14 protein-coding genes are annotated in these 18,263 nt (G+C 40.7%); 10 read left to right on the forward strand and 4 right to left on the reverse strand.

The genetic code is table 11. The annotated features are described in order from the left end of the window. The first annotated feature begins 22 nt into the window (after positions 1-22). The 6 genes from C9J42_RS02415 (at position 23) to C9J42_RS02440 (ending at position 7,084) form a co-directional block, all read left to right on the forward strand. Positions 23-2,332 carry a DNA internalization-related competence protein ComEC/Rec2 gene (locus tag C9J42_RS02415; RefSeq protein WP_107301615.1) on the forward strand — a complete coding sequence of 770 codons (2,310 nt, stop codon included), beginning with the start codon at positions 23-25 and terminating at the stop codon, positions 2,330-2,332. Between the two features lie 167 nt (positions 2,333-2,499). Continuing rightward, a complete protein-coding gene (gene msbA / locus C9J42_RS02420; RefSeq protein ID WP_107205753.1) occupies positions 2,500-4,257 on the forward strand; it encodes a lipid A ABC transporter ATP-binding protein/permease MsbA in 1,758 nt (585 codons plus the stop codon). Further along, positions 4,257-5,291, forward strand: a complete 1,035-nt coding sequence (gene lpxK, locus C9J42_RS02425) for a tetraacyldisaccharide 4'-kinase (RefSeq protein ID WP_107261677.1) — start codon at positions 4,257-4,259, stop codon at positions 5,289-5,291. Before msbA ends, lpxK begins: the two co-directional genes overlap by 1 nt. Further along, positions 5,272-5,451 carry a Trm112 family protein gene (locus tag C9J42_RS02430; RefSeq protein ID WP_006645988.1) on the forward strand — a complete coding sequence of 60 codons (180 nt, stop codon included), beginning with the start codon at positions 5,272-5,274 and terminating at the stop codon, positions 5,449-5,451. Before lpxK ends, C9J42_RS02430 begins: the two co-directional genes overlap by 20 nt. Continuing rightward, complete coding sequence (gene kdsB / locus C9J42_RS02435) at positions 5,451-6,197, forward strand: 3-deoxy-manno-octulosonate cytidylyltransferase (protein ID WP_107261675.1); 747 nt, start codon at positions 5,451-5,453, stop codon at positions 6,195-6,197. The genes C9J42_RS02430 and kdsB overlap by 1 nt, the downstream gene beginning before the upstream one ends. 158 nt (positions 6,198-6,355) lie before the next feature. Beyond that, the gene (locus tag C9J42_RS02440) at positions 6,356-7,084 is read left to right on the forward strand and encodes a potassium channel family protein (RefSeq protein WP_107205756.1); all 729 of its coding nucleotides are present in this window, start codon (positions 6,356-6,358) and stop codon (positions 7,082-7,084) included. A 33-nt stretch (positions 7,085-7,117) separates the two neighbouring features. Here C9J42_RS02440 and C9J42_RS02445 read toward each other — a convergent pair whose 3' ends face one another. The 4 genes from C9J42_RS02445 to elyC form a co-directional block, all read right to left on the reverse strand. Next, on the reverse strand, positions 7,118-7,354 hold the full coding sequence (locus C9J42_RS02445) for an RNA-binding protein (RefSeq protein ID WP_107205757.1): 237 nt from the start codon (positions 7,352-7,354) through the stop codon (positions 7,118-7,120). A 170-nt stretch (positions 7,355-7,524) separates the two neighbouring features. Further along, positions 7,525-7,884: a ribosome hibernation-promoting factor, HPF/YfiA family gene (gene hpf / locus C9J42_RS02450; protein WP_107205758.1), complete on the reverse strand. Its 360-nt coding sequence runs from the start codon at positions 7,882-7,884 to the stop codon at positions 7,525-7,527. 349 nt (positions 7,885-8,233) lie between these two features. Next, a complete protein-coding gene (locus C9J42_RS02455) occupies positions 8,234-9,622 on the reverse strand; it encodes an L-cystine transporter (RefSeq protein ID WP_107245432.1) in 1,389 nt (462 codons plus the stop codon). Positions 9,623-9,947: 325 nt separating this feature from the next. Beyond that, the gene (gene elyC, locus C9J42_RS02460; protein WP_107301616.1) at positions 9,948-10,775 is read right to left on the reverse strand and encodes an envelope biogenesis factor ElyC; all 828 of its coding nucleotides are present in this window, start codon (positions 10,773-10,775) and stop codon (positions 9,948-9,950) included. A 119-nt stretch (positions 10,776-10,894) separates the two neighbouring features. Between elyC and cmoM the strand changes: the two genes are divergently transcribed. The 4 genes from cmoM to mukB are packed head-to-tail and all read left to right on the forward strand — an operon-like array spanning position 10,895 to position 18,234. After that, positions 10,895-11,728, forward strand: coding sequence for a tRNA uridine 5-oxyacetic acid(34) methyltransferase CmoM (gene cmoM / locus C9J42_RS02465; protein WP_107205761.1), 834 nt, complete (start codon positions 10,895-10,897; stop codon positions 11,726-11,728). Beyond that, positions 11,725-13,047, forward strand: a complete 1,323-nt coding sequence (mukF, locus tag C9J42_RS02470; protein ID WP_107245429.1) for a chromosome partition protein MukF — start codon at positions 11,725-11,727, stop codon at positions 13,045-13,047. Before cmoM ends, mukF begins: the two co-directional genes overlap by 4 nt. After that, on the forward strand, positions 13,028-13,771 hold the full coding sequence (mukE, locus tag C9J42_RS02475; RefSeq protein ID WP_005367158.1) for a chromosome partition protein MukE: 744 nt from the start codon (positions 13,028-13,030) through the stop codon (positions 13,769-13,771). Before mukF ends, mukE begins: the two co-directional genes overlap by 20 nt. After that, on the forward strand, positions 13,771-18,234 hold the full coding sequence (gene mukB, locus C9J42_RS02480) for a chromosome partition protein MukB (RefSeq protein WP_107301617.1): 4,464 nt from the start codon (positions 13,771-13,773) through the stop codon (positions 18,232-18,234). The genes mukE and mukB overlap by 1 nt, the downstream gene beginning before the upstream one ends. Positions 18,235-18,263 lie beyond the last annotated feature (29 nt).

An 18,263-nucleotide genomic window follows, 5' to 3' on the forward strand; every position in this document is an offset into this window, starting at 1 on the left:
TTATTAAAATGGCGATAACAGCATGTTACAAACATCATTAGGTATCGCAATAGGTTTTCATTCACTGCATTGGTTATCATTTCTACCACCGTACTGGTGGTATATGACAGCAATAATAGTCAGCCTTGTTATTTTTTATTATTGTAAAAACCATTTTCTTTTCTGGTTTTCAATAAGTGCTTTTCTAGCGGTGTTATGTGCCGAACAATATCGTAAAAAAGTTGAAGACATTCCGCTAAATCGCACAAATCTTACCATAAATGTTCGTATAAGTGCTGTAATAAATGAAAATATACCAATTTCAAATATTGAAGTAGAGGTTGTTGATAATTATTTTCATTCATCGCCTGATAATCCTGTTTTGGATGCATCTCATAGGTTATTTCTGATTTGGCCGGATGCGCCAACATTAAAGCAAGGTCAAATTTGGCACTTACCTGTTAAGTTGAGTCGAATTGTTGGACGTGTAAATCAAGCTGGCTTTGATGCAGAACGATATGCTGTGAGTCGAAATGTACATGGTAATGCTGTGGTGCGTCATCGATTATCATCGCTGCCATTATTACTTCCATCAAGAATAACTTGGCGACAGCAACTCTATGATAAGGCGTTAGGTTATGTCGAAAATATGCCGAATAAAGCATACCTATTAGCATTAGCGTTTGGTGACCGAAGTGGATTAACGAAAGTAGATTGGCTTTATTTAAGAGACAGTGGAACGGCTCATTTGTTAGCTATTTCAGGGTTACACATCGCACTTGCCATGTTATTAGGATGGCAAATAGGCCTAAAATGTAAGCTTTTCTTGCCGCAGAAGCGTTACTTTATTTGGTTACCGATGATAACAGGGTTATGTATCGCATTTTCCTATGCCTGGTTAAGTGGCTTCACTACGCCGACCATACGTGCATTAATTATGTGTGTCTTTCTCGGGATCTTGAAAACAACAGATGTGTATTGGCGCCATTGGCAACTATTATTAGCTGCGTTAGCATTAAGTGTATTTATTGACCCATTTGCCATTTATAGTGCTTCTTTCTGGCTATCATTTTATGCCGTTGGTGTTTTAATTTTAGTTACCCTAAGCCAGCGCTATTTTACAGGAAGAAGCGTATTTGATGACTCGATATCGAGCAATCGCTTCAAAGCGTTTTTATTTAAACTAGCAAAAATTCAGCTTTGGCTATTGGTGCTAATGTTACCCATACAATGGTTATGGTTCGGTGGCGTATCGCTAGCAGCTCCTATTGCTAATATAGTTGCTGTTCCTTTGGTCAGTATCATCACGGTTCCTTTAGTATTATTAGCACTGCTGACGTTATGGTTTCCACCCGTTTCTTCATTGTTTTGGCAATGTGCTGACTGGTCTTTAATTCCTATCATTGAAGGGATCCAATGGTTGGAAGGTGCGTGGTATCCATTATCAGTGAACCTAACCCCTTTACTTTGGGGAGTTATCATCATTTTTGTTGCATTGATGTTATTGCCTTTATCGTCATTTAAGTGGCTATATAGCTCGGTGATAGTAATTACATTGTGTTGGTTTATTAAAGAGCCGGTAAAGTCGGATTGGAAAATGTTGGTACTTGATGTTGGACATGGATTAGCGGTACTGATTATTAAAAATAACAAGGCTGTATTATATGATACTGGCAATCGATGGGAGGATAGAGCCGTTGCTGAAACCACTATTCTACCGATTCTGAGACAGCTAGGTATAAAGCAATTAGATTATTTAATTATTAGTCACGATGACAGTGATCATGCGGGTGGAAAAACAATCATTATCGAGAAGTTATCACCGCAATATAAGTACAGTAGTAATTTTGAAAAGGGATATTTGCCATGCCAGAAAGGCCAAACATGGCATTGGCAAGGTTTGACATTCAAAGTCCAATGGCCTTTACAGCGCGTGTATCATACCCGAAATCCTCATTCTTGCGTTATCCATGTTCAAAATAGTGAGCTTCAAGGCCCATCCGTGTTATTAACGGGTGATATTGATGCGATTGCTGAGTTGATGATGTTAAAGAGCGCACCGACACTGGATGCTGATATTTTGTTAGTTCCTCACCATGGTAGCAAAACGTCATCAACGCATACCTTTATTGACACGATAAAGCCCTCATTAGCCGTTGTTTCGACTAGTTATTATAATGCATGGAATTTGCCAGCAAAAAGTATCAAAGCACGGTATCAGGATCGAGGGATTGAGTGGTTATCAACGGGAAATTCGGGGCAGATAAGCGTGACTATTAACGGACGAAACTACCAAGTTATTACTGAGCGACAACACTCAGCCACACAGTGGTATCGTCCTCGTTGGTTATAAAAGTGTCCTTTTTTCAATTTAGGATGTTCATCGCTTGGGTAAAGAACACTTATTGCTGCTTTTTTTTACGCTAAAGATAAATTTTTCAAAAGGATGAGATACAAATTTGGTAGAGAAGGAAGTTAAGGGTAGAATATAAAAACTGTATTAGTAATAAATTGGTTTTCATGACTCAATTAACAGAAAAATCATCAAGCGAAACGTACAAGCGTTTATGGCCCTACATTAGCATTTATAAAGCAGGCCTTGCTGTTGCAGTGATCGCTCTTATCATCAATGCGATTGGTGATACCTTATTGGTTTCAATGATCAAGCCACTGCTTGATGAAAGCTTTGGTGGATTAGACAAAATTGATTCTAATTTCCTAGCGATGATGCCAATCTATTTAATTGGCTTAATGATAATGCGTGGTGCAAGTGGCTTCGTAGCAACTTACTGCTTATCTTGGGTATCAGGCAATGTTGTAATGAACTTACGTCGTCAGTTATTCCAACACTTCATGAAAATGCCTGTTTCATTTTTCGATAAAGAATCTTCAGGGGCATTGTTATCTCGTATTACTTACGATTCAGAGCAAGTTGCGTCAGCTACCAGTAGTGCATTAGTGAGCATTGTACGTGAAGGGGCATCTATTATTGGTCTAATGGTATTGATGTTCTGGAATAGTTGGCAACTATCCGCAATTTTGATTGTGATTGCCCCTGTTGTTGCAATCAGTATTCGTATTGTATCAAAGCGTTTTCGTAAAATTTCACGAAATATGCAGGATGCGATGGGGTCTGTGACGTCATCTGCTGAGCAAATGCTAAAAGGTCACAAAGTCGTATTAAGTTACGGTGGTCAGCAAGTAGAAAAAGAGCGCTTTGATAAAGTGAGCAATCAAATGCGTCGCCAGACCATGAAGCTTGTTTCTGCTCAGGCTATTTCAAACCCCGTAATACAGGTTATAGCGTCTTTTGCTCTTGTCGTTGTATTAATTTTGGCAAATACGCCATCTTTACGAGCGGAACTAACACCAGGTACGTTTGCCGTTATATTTGGTTCGATGTTCGGCTTGATGCGCCCATTAAAAGCGCTTACAAGTGTTACTTCTCAGTTCCAACGTGGTATGGCAGCTTGTCACACCCTGTTTGAATTAATGGATTTAGAAACCGAAAAAGACAATGGTAAAGTTGAAGTTAAACGTGTGAAGGGCGATGTAGAGATTAAGAATGTAACCTTTACTTATCCGACAAAGGACACTCCAGCATTGCGTAATGTGAGCTTTAGCATACCGGCAGGTAAAACATTAGCACTAGTCGGTCGTTCGGGTTCTGGTAAGAGTACCATTGCAAACTTATTGACGCGTTTCTATGACATTGAGTCAGGTGAAATAAACATTGATTCGGTTGAAATTCGAGATTACAAACTTTCCAATCTTCGTAACCAAGTGGCGGTTGTTTCTCAAAACGTACACTTATTTAACGACACTATTGCAAATAATATTGCTTATGCAAGTGAAGGTGCATACAGTCGTGCAGATATTGAACGTGCAGCTGAACTGGCTTATGCGATGGACTTTATCAAAGGCATGGATAAAGGCTTAGATACTATTATCGGCGAAAACGGTGTCAGTTTATCGGGCGGTCAACGTCAACGTCTTGCGATTGCTCGTGCGCTGTTACGTGATGCGCCTGTGTTAATTCTTGATGAAGCAACATCAGCACTTGATACTGAATCTGAGCGCGCAATTCAAAGTGCCTTAGATGAACTTCAAAAAGACAGAACGGTACTGGTAATTGCTCACCGTTTATCTACGATTGAAAATGCCGATCAAATCCTAGTAGTAGATGATGGTGAAATTGTTGAACGCGGTACTCACGCAGAGCTAATTAGCCATGATGGTGCATATGCACAACTTCATCGAATTCAGTTTGGTGACTAATGGCATCCCTTATTGAAAAAATGTGGTTTCAGCATCCGCCTAAAGGGGGGATGCTGTTACTTTACATTCTGCTTTGGCCTGTATTTAAACCCTTAAGTTTTTTATTTGGGGTGATTAGCCAACATAAAAGACGACAATATTCTGCTGGTAAAAAACAAGCGTATAGCGCGCCTGTACCTGTTGTTGTGGTTGGCAATATTACTGCGGGTGGCAATGGTAAAACGCCTGTTGTCGTGTGGCTGGTGGAACAACTACAAGCGCAAGGTTTAAAACCGGGTGTGGTTTCTCGTGGTTATGGTGGTAAAGCGCCGCATTATCCCTATTATGTTGAAGCGACAACTAGCACTGATATTGCAGGTGATGAACCCGTACTTATTCAACGAAGAACGAACGCCCCCGTTGCTGTTGCACCTAAACGCAGTGAAGCGGTGAAGATGCTATTAGATCACAATGTAGATGTGATCATCACTGATGATGGTCTTCAGCATTATGCATTGGATCGTGATATTGAAATTGTTGTGATTGATGGTCAACGTCGTTTTGGTAACGAGCATTTATTGCCACTGGGGCCATTACGAGAAACCTGTGAGCGTTTAGATAGCGTTGATTTTCTGATTTGTAATGGTGGTTCAGCGCAAGCAAATGAAGCATCAATGACATTAGTCCCAACCGATTTAATTAATGTGAAAACAGGTGAGCGTTGCTTGATAGGTGACTTAAAAGATATCGTAGCTATTGCGGGTATTGGTCATCCTCCTCGTTTTTTTTCTACCCTAAATCAATTAGGCGTAACCCCTGTTTTATGTCAGCCTTTTGCTGATCATCAAGCATTTGAAAAACAAACATTGTTAGAGTTAGCCCATCAAGGGCAGCATTTAGTAATGACTGAAAAAGATGCCGTGAAGTGCTATGCGTTTGCTGAAGATAACTGGTGGTATTTACCCGTTAATGCAGATATCGCTCAGCCTCAGGCAACAGACATTATTAATAAGATCATTGAGGTAAAGGAAACGTATGGATCATCGTCTGCTTGAAATCGTTGCTTGTCCTGTATGTAAAGGCAAGTTGAGTTACGATAAAAAAAATAATGAGCTGGTATGTAAATTTGATCGTTTAGCTTATCCTATTAAAGATGGCATTCCAGTTTTACTTGAGCCAGAAGCACGTACGTTAAGCTCTGACGAGGTTAAATAATGACATTTACCGTTATTATTCCTGCGCGCTATCAATCTACACGTTTACCGGGTAAACCGTTGGCAGATATTGCAGGTAAGCCAATGGTGCAGTGGGTTTACGAGAAAGCGATAAAGTCCGGTGCCGATCAAGTGATTGTTGCAACGGATGATCAACGCATTGTTGATGTGGTGAAAGGTTTTGGTGGTGAGGTGTGTTTAACACGCACAGATCACGAATCTGGTACCGAGCGTTTAGCCGAAGTAGTTGAGAAATATCAATTAGCCGATGATCATATTGTTGTTAATGTGCAAGGGGATGAGCCACTTATTCCTGACACGATTATCCGCCAAGTTGCTGATAATATTGCGCATAAAGACGCACCTATGGCGACATTAGCGGTAGAAATTGATCACTATGATGAAGTATTTAATCCAAATGCTGTAAAAGTTGTTACGGATAAAGATGGTTATGCATTGTATTTTAGCCGTGCAGCCATACCTTGGGATCGTGATAATTTTGCCAAGCAGCCACGAATTGTGCATCATAATTTACTTCGTCATATTGGTATTTATGCATACCGTGCAGGGTTTATTAAAACCTATATCAATTGGGCACCAAGTGCACTTGAGCAAATAGAGTCTCTAGAGCAATTGCGCGTGCTTTGGCACGGAGAAAAAATCCATGTTGATGTGGCAATTGATGCACCACCTGCGGGTGTAGATACGCCAGAAGATCTGGAGAAAGTTCGTCAGTTCGTGGGTTAAAAATGCAATAACAGATAAAGCCTAAACAGAGTTTAGGCTTTTTTATTTGTCTTGATTATGGAATAGAGATCAGGCTTTATATCTATTAAATACAAAGTCGTAAGTAACAAGTGTTACAGTGATAACGTCACTTGGTTTAACGGATGAGGAAATAATCCATGGCATTTATTAAGAAGTTATTTTTAAGCCAATGGAGCACTGATTTTCGCTACGTCAAACCTGCGATAAAAAATCAAAATGATCATGTAAAACAAGTCTGGAATGATGAAAAAGAAAATACATTTGGCATCGAGAGATTATTCAAACTTTTTCTTGTTCTATCATCATATATTTTTCCTGGGCTGTATATTCGACATATCTCTGGTAAGTTTGGATTATTAGCAAGGAAAATATGTTCAGAAGTTTATGTTATTCTTAAATTAATAACACCGATACTGATCTTTAATTTTAATCTTGAATCATCACCATTCTCTATTTTATTTATATCTTATTTACTATTAGAAACGTTGCTTTATTTATTAAGTATCATTTTTCTTTCAGATATCTATAGCCCGCCAATATCTAAAAAACGTTCATTTTTAATGTTAGTTATTAATTATATCGAAGTCTGCTTGGGGTTTGCTGTTTTATATAAAGCGACAGGTGGAGTGAGCAATCTAGTCTCAAATTTTGATGCGATATATTTTAGTTTTATTACGGCGACAACAATAGGGTATGGGCACATGGCACCAATCGGACATGATGCGAAAGCCTTGGTGATATTACATGCAATGTATAACTTTATATTTATAGGTTTAATTTTAAGCAATTTTGCTATTAATATCACTTATAAAGATAGTAGCTACAGAGTAAAGGATAATAAAAATAGTCCGCGTAAAGCTGATTAACAGGGCAATGTATTGCCCTGTTAGATAGACTTTTTACTGTGCTGTTTTTACACGGATACGACTTTTGTCTACCATCGTTTCATTTAAAGCTTTCATCGCACGGACTGCTTGTTGCTCATCGTCCATTTCTAAAAAAGCAAAGCCTTTTGACTTACCTGTAATTGTATCTAAAACAAGGTTACAGTTTCCTACTTTGCCAAACTCTTCAAAAATTTTACGAATTTGGATTTCAGTGGTGCTACGAGAAAGGTTACGAACTAGAATTTTCATTTAGAGATCTTTTATTTGGTGTGTTTTACTATTTTAACACGAAAAATATCGAAGAGAGGTATATGGCGGAGTAAGAAATGAGGAATACAGATATTTCTATTACCTATATTGAAAAGCGATCACCGAAATAAATGATGTAAAACAGTGACCGCTTTTAGTGGCAAGATGATTTATAACTTAGCTAACGTTTCGTCTTCTTCTTTAATTAAGTTTTCTTTCTCTTTTTGTGCTTTTTCACTGAGGTGAGCTTGTGGTTTTTCTTTGTGCTTAATGACTTGACGCTCTAGACGGTCAAAGGCTTCGTTGAATGCATCGATTAGCTCGTTAGCTTCACCAGTAGCGTCGATTTTACCTAGGTTAGACTTAGTTGCGATTTCAACAGTAAACTTACGGCCTTCCTCAAGTTTCATAAATACATCTTTGCTTTGGAAAGTAATTTTGAATTTATCAAACTTAAAGAATGCTTCTTTAATATGTTGTTCTAGGTAGTCTGGAAGTTCAAAACCGCGTGCTGTAATTTTAATGCTCATAATAAGTTACTCATAATGTGTTGGAGTTTATGCTTAATAAGACTAGTCTAAAAATTATTATCTAACGTGATCTATGTCACATTAATTACCATAAGAGGATTTGTTAAAAAGAGGAAGGTCTTGATTGCTTAATAAGCAATTTATAGTGATGGTAATAATGAAAAATAAAGTATTTATCGAATAAGAATGAAAAAAACACTATTTATTAAAATTAAATAATAAATAGTGTTAATGAAATGTAAATTTTATGTTTTTTACTAAAGAAGTAATCTTTGATTGAAAAGTGAAAAACTAAAAAAAAGTGAGATTTTTATTTGTTAATATAAGAGCAATCATAGCTAAATTATGTTTAAGCGTGTGTGTCAATAACGTTTGGTTGTTTCTCTTTATCTATCTCAGTCGTTTTATTTAAGCCTAAAATACGAGAAGTAATAGTTCCTGCCGTCATTGAGCCACTAACATTTACTGCAGTTCTTCCCATATCAATTAAAGGCTCAATCGAAATTAACAAGCCTGCAAGTGCAACGGGCATACCTAATGTTGAAAGAACGATAAGAGCGGCAAATGTCGCACCACCTCCAATACCTGCAATACCAAATGAGCTGACGGTTACAATGGCAATAAGGGAAATCATAAAGCTGGGATCTAATGGATTAATGCCCACTGTCGGCGCAATCATTACGGCAAGCATAGCTGGATATAACCCCGCACAGCCATTTTGTCCCATCGTAGCGCCAAAGGAAGCAGAGAAGTTAGCAACCGCATCGCCATTGCCAAGCGATTTTACTTGAGTATCAATGTTTAACGGAATTGTGCCAGCACTTGAACGCGAGGTAAAAGCAAACGTTAGTACGGGTAAAATCTTCTTGAAAAAGCGCAGAGGATTGACCCCAACAAAGCTAACGAGTACTAAATGTAATACCAGAATTGACCCAAGGCCAACATACGATGCGATAACAAAATTCAATAAACCTAGAATATCGTCGTAGTTAGAGCCAGCAACCACTTTCGTCATTAATGCCATCACACCATAAGGTGTTAAGCTCAGCACCATACGTACGAGTGTACGAACAATTTCTTGGGCAACATTCACAAACTTTTCAAAGCTAGCGCCTAACTCTGGGTTTGTTTTAATTACCGTTAATCCCGCCATGCCAACAAATGCAGAGAAAATCACAACGGCAATCGTAGAAGTAGGACGCGTACCCGCTAAATCAGCAAAAGGATTAGAAGGGAAAAATGAAATTATCATGTCGGCAAACGACACATTCGCAATACTGCCCAAGCGTGTTTGTAATGCTTCGCCACGGGCAATTTCACGCGCACCTTCAACAATACCATCAGCTGTCAAACCAAATAGGTTAGTGATCATTATGCCGATTAAAGCAGAGATTGCTGTTGTTGCTAATAAAATACCTATGGTGAGAAATGATATTTTACCCAGCGCACTTGAATCCTTAACCTTAATAATTGCGCCAATGATAGAAACCATAATGAGTGGCATAACAATCATTTTTAACAGGCTGATATACCCAGCCCCAACAATATTAATGTACTCAAGGGTGTCACTAACGACAGGAGTTTGTGGGTGATATAACCACTGTAGAGCAGCGCCAAATAAGACACCGAGAATTAATCCGGTAAAAACGCGTTTAGACAGGGTGCTATCGGTACGTTGCTGCTTAATCAACAAGGCGATCAGTACCGTAAAGACGGCTAAATTTATAATTTGGTACATACTGCTAACCTTTAAATTATCAATATAATAAAAACGAGAAAGCAATTATTTGCAGTTAAATAAACTGATGCTTGTAAAATTTAGAAATTAAAATGTTAAGCAATTATTGTTTCTCATTGGAGGGGAATCATAGTGGCTAACGCTTTTTTCAGATACATTTTTTATGACGTTTTTTAGCTTAATTGTTTTACATATATAGCTTTTAGTTATATGCGTTTGTGATAATACGTTGAGGACTACTCAGAAAAGTAAAGAAAAGTAAGTGATGTAGGCAAAAAAAAGCCCAGTAATGATTTACTGGGCGATAAGGGCATTTTATATGGTTTTAGCCAGCAACTGTTAACGCATCTGCACTATCATGATTGTTTCCATCCGTGCTTTGTTCTTTATGGTTAGCAAGAAATGTACGCAATTGTTGCCATAAACCCCCTAGTTTTTCATGCCAATAACGTTCAGTTTGGTTTAAAAACTGCGAGCTTGGCGCGTAGCGTATCCAAGGTTGTTTAATTTTGTTCGTCGCTAAAAAGTTAGTCGGTGCTGGAATTGGATACAGTCCAGCTTGATGAAATTCATACAAGGCTCGCGGCATATGGCTGGCTGAAGTAACAAGTACTAAGCTTTTATCACCAACAACAGAAGCAGCTTGATGCGCTTCTTCCCAGGTATCTTTCGCTGTTTCCAACAACAGAATATCCGATTTACTCACTCCCAATGCTAGGGCGACTTTAGCCATCATACGAGCTTGACTGATATTGGTTCCACCACCGTAACCGGAGAGGATTATTTTAGATCCCGGATACATTCGCGCAATACGAATACCTTCAACTAAACGCATTAACGCAGTACGTGAAAGTTCTGAGGTGATAGGAAACGTTTTATCGATCACATGACCACTACCAAGCACCATAACAAAATCGATAGGTTTAGATGAACCGACAAAAGCGGGATATTGTTGCTCTAATGGTCGCAATAAACTCGTAGAAACAGGCTGAAAAGAGACGGCAAAAATACCTAAAAAAGAGAATGCAATAATTCCCGAAGCGAGTTTTTTCTTACGCGTAAACCATAAAAACAATAATCCAATAACCCCAATGATCAGCAGTGCTGGGAGGGGCATAAGGAGTGTTGCGATTAATTTTTTTAATTCAAACATGAAATGTAGTCCGAAATTTCAGCAGTTGAGCTTGAAAAAGCATCACAAGCCTTTATTCCTTTACTGCTTGTGAGAAAATGAGTCACTTTTTAGATTCGCTATCATAACGTAAAGCAGCCGTGATCAAAGACCGAAATTTTGATGATTTAGCGCAAAAGTTCGCTGAAAATATATATGGCACAGCAAAAGGGCAAATACGACAAACTGTCGTATGGCAAGATATTGAACAAATTCTTACCTCGCTTAGCAGTGTATCACCTCTTACTGTATTAGATGCAGGGGGAGGTATTGGACAATTGTCACAAAAAATTGCATCACTTGGACATCAAGTAACGTTATGTGATCTTTCTAGCGAAATGTTGACATTAGCTCAACAAGAAATTGCTAAAAACGGTTTGCTTGAGCAATATCGTTTTGTGCATTGTCCTGTGCAGGAAATTGATGAGTTCATATCTGAACCTGTCGATTTAATTTTATTTCATGCAGTAATGGAATGGTTAGCTGAACCAATCGAGGTACTTACTGGTCTATTAGACAATGTGAAACCAGGCGGTGCCATTTCCGTGATGTTTTATAACTATAACGGTCTACTGTTTAAAAACTTAATTTGCGGTAACTTGACTCATATTGAGCAAGGAATGCCACATCGCAAGCGCTTTAAATTACAGCCGCAGCAAGGGATAAAACCAGAAGATGTTTATCAGTGCCTAACCGATGCAGGGTTTGAAATCATGGGTAAAACAGGGGTGAGAACCTTCCATGATTATATGCAAACTTTCCGTGTAGGTGACTACAGTTTTGAACAGGTTCTTGAGATGGAGCAGAAGCTTTGCCGTCAAGAGCCGTTTTTGTCGTTGGGGCGTTATATTCATGTGTATGCCCGTAAGCCTTTTGCGAAAGAAACGCACACAACAACGACAAACTCTAATAACAGCAATAAGGACAAGGGATGAGTGAAGTTACCCAGACGGTTCCCGAGTTGGTTAACTGGGTAAAGCAAAACGATTTTGCTTTAAACCTACCAACGGAACGGCTGGCGTTCTTGTTAGCCATTGCCGTTTTAAGCGGTGATCGCTTTGATGAAGAATTAGGGGAAGGAGAACTGGTTGACGCATTTCGCATCGTAAGTGATATGTTCGGCCAATCCAAAGAAACCCTGGCATTTCGCGCCAACAACGCCATTAATGAATTGGTAAGACAGCGATTAATTTCACGCTTTACTAGTGAAGTAACTGATGGCGCTAGTATTTATCGTTTAAGCCCATTAGCGTTAGGCATTACTGATTATTACGTTCGCCAACGAGAGTTTTCAACACTCAAGCTATCTATCCAGTTAGCAATGGTGGCAGACGAAATCAATAAAGCAGCAACGGCGGCACAAGAAGACGGTGATGAAAAACACTGGCGTCAAAATGTTCATGCCGTATTGAAATACTCAGTAGCTGAAATATTCGATCGCATCGATTTAAACCAGCGCACCATGGATGAGCAACAGCAGCAAGTCAAAGTCGATATTGCTGAATTGCTAAACCAAGACTGGCGCGCGGCAATCAGTAGTTGTGAGCAGTTACTTGATGAAACGTCTGCGACGTTAAAAGAGCTTCAAGACACACTACAAGCGGCAGGCGATCAGCTACAAACGCAGTTACTGACGATTCAAGAATCCACACAAGGTCGTGATGATTTAGATTATGTTGATGGGATGGTGTATATCCTACAAGCAAAACTGGATCGCATTATCAGTTGGGGTCAGCAAGCGATTGATTTATGGATTGGCTACGATCGCCATGTCCATAAGTTTATTCGTACCGCGATAGACATGGACAAGAACCGTGCATTTAGTCAGCGTTTACGCCAGTCGGTTACTGATTATTTTGATGCGCCATGGTTATTGACCTATGCAGACGCTGAACGTTTATTAGACATGCGTGATGAAGCATTAGTGCTTCGTGACGATGAAGTAACAGGTATTGTTCCCGCTGAGATGGAATTTGAAGAGCTCGACTTAGTTAATGATATATTGGCTGAAAAAGTTGCAGCAATGCTAAAAGCGCACAAATCGACAGGCGCACCCATCAACCTAAGCTCACTGCTCAAAGATTATTTGGCTCAACACCCATTTGCCCAGCATTTTGATTTGGCAAGAATCGTGATTGATCAAGCAGTAAGAATGGGATACTCAGAGGCTGACTTCAATGCAATTCAGCCGGATTGGGAAGCAATTAACGAATACGGAGCCAAGGTACAAGCTCATGTCATTGACAAATATTGAAGAATTCATGCCGGAAAATTTAGCAAAAGCGATTGCTAATCCACTTTTCCCCGCACTGGATAACGCGCTCCGTTCAGGTCGCCATATTTCTAGTGAAGATTTAGATAACCATGCCTTTTTGATCGAATTTGAACAAGAACTCGGCATGTTTTACAAGCGTTACAATGCAGAATTAGTCCGTGCGCCAGAAGGCTTTTTATACCTTCGTCCACGTTCAACCTCATTGATTGGTCGTTCTGTATTATCAGAAATCGACATGCTGGTGGGTAAAGTGTTGTGTTTCCTTTACCTAAGCCCAGAGCGTTTAGCGCACGAAGGTATTTTTACTAACCAAGAGTTGTTTGATGAGTTAGTGACATTAGCAGATGAACAAAAGCTAATGAAATTAGTCACTAACCGCGCAACAGGTTCCGATCTTGATCGTGAAAAACTGTTCGATAAAGTGAAAACATCATTGCGTCGTTTACGCCGTATAGGGATGTTAATTCCAATTGGTGATCACGGTAAATTCCGTATTAGTGAAGCGGTATTCCGTTTTGGTGCCGATGTACGAACAGGTGATGATATGCGTGAAGCGCAGCTACGCTTGATCCGTGACGGTGAAGCCGTTGTGCATCATCAAGAACCAAGCCAATCAAGTTTGCTCGACGATATCGAACAAGACAGTCAAGAATCACTTGAAAATGCAGATGCACAACAAGTGGAACAGGAGAGTAGTATTTAATGGAACGCGGTAAGTATCAATCGCTCACCATGGTCAACTGGAACGGCTTCTTTGCTCGTACCTTTGACATTGATAATTTGGTGACAACGCTTTCAGGTGGTAACGGTGCGGGTAAGTCAACAACCATGGCTGCTTTCATTACCACACTCATTCCTGATCAAAGCCTGCTTCACTTCCGAAATACAACGGAAGCGGGAAGTTCAAATGCCTCACGCGATAAAGGTCTTCACGGTAAACTGAAGCCGGGGGCCTGTTATGCAGCGCTTGATGTGGTTAACTCGAAAAAGCAACGCATTATCTTTGCTGTAAAATTACAGCAAGTCGCGGGTCGTGATAAGAAAGTTGATATTAAGCCTTTCTTAATTCAAGGCTTGCCTTCAAACATCAAACCCACTGATGTGTTAATTGAAACACTATCAGAAAACCAAGCGCGTGTTCGCCAGCTTAATGATGTTAAAGACATTGTTGCACAATATGAAGGCGTGCAATTTAAAGCATTTAACTCGGTAACTGATTACCACGTTCAAATGTTTGAAATGGGCGTGTTACCGAAGAAATTACGTAACAGCCAAGATCGTTCTAAGTTCTACCGCTTAATTGAAGCATCACTATACGGTGGTATTTCAAGTGCGATCACACGTTCATTACGTGATTACCTATTACCGCACAACACCGGTGTTAAAAAAGCCTTCCAAGATATGGAAGCGGCACTGCGTGAAAACCGTTCGACATTAGAAGCGATCAAACTGACTCAGCGTGACCGTGACTTGTTTAAGCATTTGATCTCAGAAGCAACGAACTATGTTGCTGCCGATTATATGCGTCATGCTAACGAGCGTCAGAAGAAGCTAGAGCAAACATTAAGCTTACGTGGTGAGCTAATGGGCTCACGTCAAACCTTAATCGATCAGCAGTCTACGTTTAATAACATGACCGCAGAGCTGAATGAATTGACCGAGCAAGAAGGCGCGTTAGAGCAAGATCATCAAGCTGCATCAGATCACCTACAGCTAGTACAAACCGCAGTCCGTCAAGCTGAGAAAATCGAGCGTTACAAAGAAGATCTTGAAGAGCTAACAGAGCGTCTTGAAGAGCAGGTCATGGTGGTTGAAGAAGCAGCAGAGCAACTTGCGATTGCCGAAGAACAATCACAGCTAACGGAAGAAGAAGTTGATAGCTTAAAAACCCAGTTAGCCGATTACCAGCAAGCATTAGATATGCAGCAAACCCGTGCATTGCAGTACCAACAAGCGGTACAGGCATTAGAAAAAGCACGTGATTTGTCTGGCGATCATCAAATGCTACCTGATCAAGCGCCACCGTATCTTGCGCAACTTAAACAACAGCAAGATACCCAAACAACAGCATTATTAGCCCTTAAACACAAACTGGATATGTCGTCAGCGGCGGCGCAACAGTTTGATAAAGGCTTAGCGATCATTACCACCATTGCCGGTGCCGTTGATCGCGCAAACGCAAGTAACAAAGCCCGTGAATTGATTGATCATGGTCGTCAATTACGTGCGATTTCAGATCGTGGTGAGCAGCTAAAAGCGCAATACCGTGATTTAGAGCGTAGCGTGCGTAGTCAACGCCAAGCGGTTGAATTAGCTGAAACGTATACCAAGAAATTCGCCACCACATTAGATAGCGAATTAGCGTTAGTTGAAGAACAAGCGCGCCATGAAGCAACGCTTGAAAGCCTAGAGCAAGATCAAGCAGCGCTGGTTGAGCAACGCAACGACATGCGCCATGACGAGCAACGTTTAGTTTCTCGTATCGCGACATTAGAATCGCAAGCACCAACATGGATTGCAGCTTCTGATGCGCTTGAAAAATTAGCAGAGCAAGCCAATGCTGATCTTTCAAGTAGCCAAGCGGTGATGGATGCAATGCAGCTAACGTTGGATAACGAGCGTGAAGCTTCGCGTCAACGTGATGAATTAGCCGCACGTAAGAAGCAACTTGACGCTGATATTGAGCGTTTAGCACAGCCTGGCGGTAGTGATGACTCACGTTTACGTGGCCTAGCCGATACCCTTGGCGGTACGCTGTTATCTGAAGTTTATGATGATATCACTATTGATGATGCGCCATATTTCAGTGCGATGTACGGCCCTGCTCGACACGCGATTATTGTTCCTGATCTTAGCGGCATTAAAGAAAAATTAGTCACACTAGATGATTGTCCAGATGATCTTTACATCATCGAAGGTGACGCGGATTCATTTGATGACAGTGGCTTTGATGTTGATGAACTCGAAGATGCAGTATGTGTTCATTTAAACGATCGCCAACTGCGTTACTCACGTTTCCCTGAAATGCCACTATTTGGTCGTGCAGCACGTGAACAACGTTTAGAGTTCTTACGTGATGAGAAAGATCAAGTTGTAGAAGATCACGCAAAAGCATCGTTTGATTCGCAAAAACTTCAGCGTTTGTACCAAAGCTTCAATAGCTTTGTAGCCACCCACATGTCTGTGGCATTTAACCCAGATCCAGAAGTAGAATTAAAGCAAGCACGTGATCAACGTAACCAAATTGCACGTCAGTTATCAGAATCACAAGCGCAAGAACAACAACAGCGTAGCCAGTTAGCGGCAGCACGTGAAGGTCTTGCATTATTGGGTAAATTAAACCCAGTAGTAACACTGCTTGAAGATGACACCCTAAGCGCACGTTTTGAAGAAGTTGAACAACAACTTTCACAAATGGATGAAGCACGTAACTACCTTGACCGTCATGGTAAAGCGTTAGCCGAGCTTGAAACATTAGTGTCTTCGCTGGACGCTGATCCCGAGCAATTCGATGCGCTACAAGCTGATTACGAAGCGGCAGATAAGAAGCTACAAGAGCTGAAAACCCTGATCTTTGCGGTAGCTGATTTGGCCGAACGCCGTCACTACTTTAGCTATGCCGATGCGGTAGAGCTACTAAGCAAGAGCTCAGAGCTAAACGAGCAGCTTAAAGCGAAACTTGCAACCGCAGAACAAGCCCGTGGTCGCAGCCGTGAAAGCTTAAAACAAGCGCGCGCACAAGCAAACCAGTACAACCAGCTAATGGCATCATTGAAGAGCTCGCACCAAGCGAAAATGGAAACCGTTCAAGAATTTGAACGTGAACTGCAAGAGCTAGGTGTACGTGCAGATGTTGAAGCTGAAGAACGCGCGCGTATTCGTCGTGATGAACTCAATGAGCGTTTACACAGTTCACGTAGTCGCCGTAGCCAGTTAGAAAAATCAACCACCTCTATCGAACTTGAAATGAAGTCGTTAGTGAAGCGTTTACGTAAAGTAGGTAAAGATTACCAAGACTTCCGTAAGTTAGTGGTTAACGCGAAAGCGGGTTGGTGCGCGGTATTACGTTTAGCACGTGAAAGCGATGTTGAACGTCGTTTACACCGTCGTGAAATGGCATATATGTCGGCAGATGAACTACGTTCACTATCGGATAAAGCGCTCGGTTCACTGCGTCTTGCGGTTGCGGATAACGAAGATTTACGTGATGCATTACGCGCGTCAGAAGATGTGACGCGTCCTGAACGTAAAGTTCTGTTCTACATCGCGGTGTACCAGCATCTACGTGAGCGTATTCGTCACGATATTATTCGTACTGACGATCCAGTAGAAGCTATCGAAGAAATGGAAGCAGAGCTGGGACGTTTAACCGAAGAGCTAACGGCGCGTGAACAACGTTTAGCGATCAGTTCAGATTCCGTTGCGAATATTATTCGTAAAACAATCCAGCGTGAGCAAAACCGTATTCGTATGCTAAACCAAGGCTTGCAAAGTATTGGTTTTGGTCAGGTAAATGGTGTGCGTCTAAACGTTAAAGTACGTGATACGCACGAATCGCTACTTGCAGGACTTGTTGAGAATAAAGATCAGCATAGCGATCTATTCGGTAATAACCGTTTATCCTTCTCGGAAGCGATTGCGAAGTTGTTCCAACGTTTGAATCCACATATCGATATGGGTCAACGTTCACCGCAAATCTTGGGTGAAGAGCTGTTAGATTACCGTAACTACCTAGAGTTAAGCATTGAAGTTAACCGTGGTACAGACGGCTGGCTACAAGCGGAATCAGGCGCGCTATCTACGGGTGAAGCGATTGGTACAGGTCAGGCAATTCTGTTAATGGTTGTTCAGAGCTGGGAAGAAGAATCGCGACGTTTACGTGGTAAAGATATCATTCCTTGTCGACTCTTGTTCTTGGATGAAGCGGCACGACTGGATGGTAAATCAATCGCAACATTGTTTGAGTTATGTGAACGCTTAGACATGCAGTTACTGATTGCGGCACCTGAAAATATCAGTCCGGAAAAAGGGACAACCTACAAACTGGTACGTAAGATTTTCAAAGATCGTGAACACGTACACGTGGTAGGTTTACGTGGCTTTGGTAATACACCAAAACATGAAAAACCAATCCAAACAGTCTTAGATATCGACACGATAGACTAACTTTTCGTTAAATATCGCAAAAAAGGTCA

Source organism: Photobacterium sp. GB-56 (assembly GCF_003026105.1).
Lineage (GTDB): Bacteria > Pseudomonadota > Gammaproteobacteria > Enterobacterales > Vibrionaceae > Photobacterium.

Bases quoted from the DNA above. Each gene is read 5' to 3' on its own strand.
- C9J42_RS02415 (WP_107301615.1), top strand. From the start codon at position 23: ATGTTACAAACATCATTAGGTATCGCAATAGGTTTTCATTCACTGCAT.
- msbA (WP_107205753.1), top strand. From the start codon at position 2,500: ATGACTCAATTAACAGAAAAATCATCAAGCGAAACGTACAAGCGTTTA.
- lpxK (WP_107261677.1), top strand. From the start codon at position 4,257: ATGGCATCCCTTATTGAAAAAATGTGGTTTCAGCATCCGCCTAAAGGG.
- C9J42_RS02430 (WP_006645988.1), top strand. From the start codon at position 5,272: ATGGATCATCGTCTGCTTGAAATCGTTGCTTGTCCTGTATGTAAAGGC.
- kdsB (WP_107261675.1), top strand. From the start codon at position 5,451: ATGACATTTACCGTTATTATTCCTGCGCGCTATCAATCTACACGTTTA.
- C9J42_RS02440 (WP_107205756.1), top strand. From the start codon at position 6,356: ATGGCATTTATTAAGAAGTTATTTTTAAGCCAATGGAGCACTGATTTT.
- C9J42_RS02445 (WP_107205757.1), bottom strand. From the start codon at position 7,354: ATGAAAATTCTAGTTCGTAACCTTTCTCGTAGCACCACTGAAATCCAA.
- hpf (WP_107205758.1), bottom strand. From the start codon at position 7,884: ATGAGCATTAAAATTACAGCACGCGGTTTTGAACTTCCAGACTACCTA.
- C9J42_RS02455 (WP_107245432.1), bottom strand. From the start codon at position 9,622: ATGTACCAAATTATAAATTTAGCCGTCTTTACGGTACTGATCGCCTTG.
- elyC (WP_107301616.1), bottom strand. From the start codon at position 10,775: ATGTTTGAATTAAAAAAATTAATCGCAACACTCCTTATGCCCCTCCCA.
- mukF (WP_107245429.1), top strand. From the start codon at position 11,725: ATGAGTGAAGTTACCCAGACGGTTCCCGAGTTGGTTAACTGGGTAAAG.
- mukE (WP_005367158.1), top strand. From the start codon at position 13,028: ATGTCATTGACAAATATTGAAGAATTCATGCCGGAAAATTTAGCAAAA.
- mukB (WP_107301617.1), top strand. From the start codon at position 13,771: ATGGAACGCGGTAAGTATCAATCGCTCACCATGGTCAACTGGAACGGC.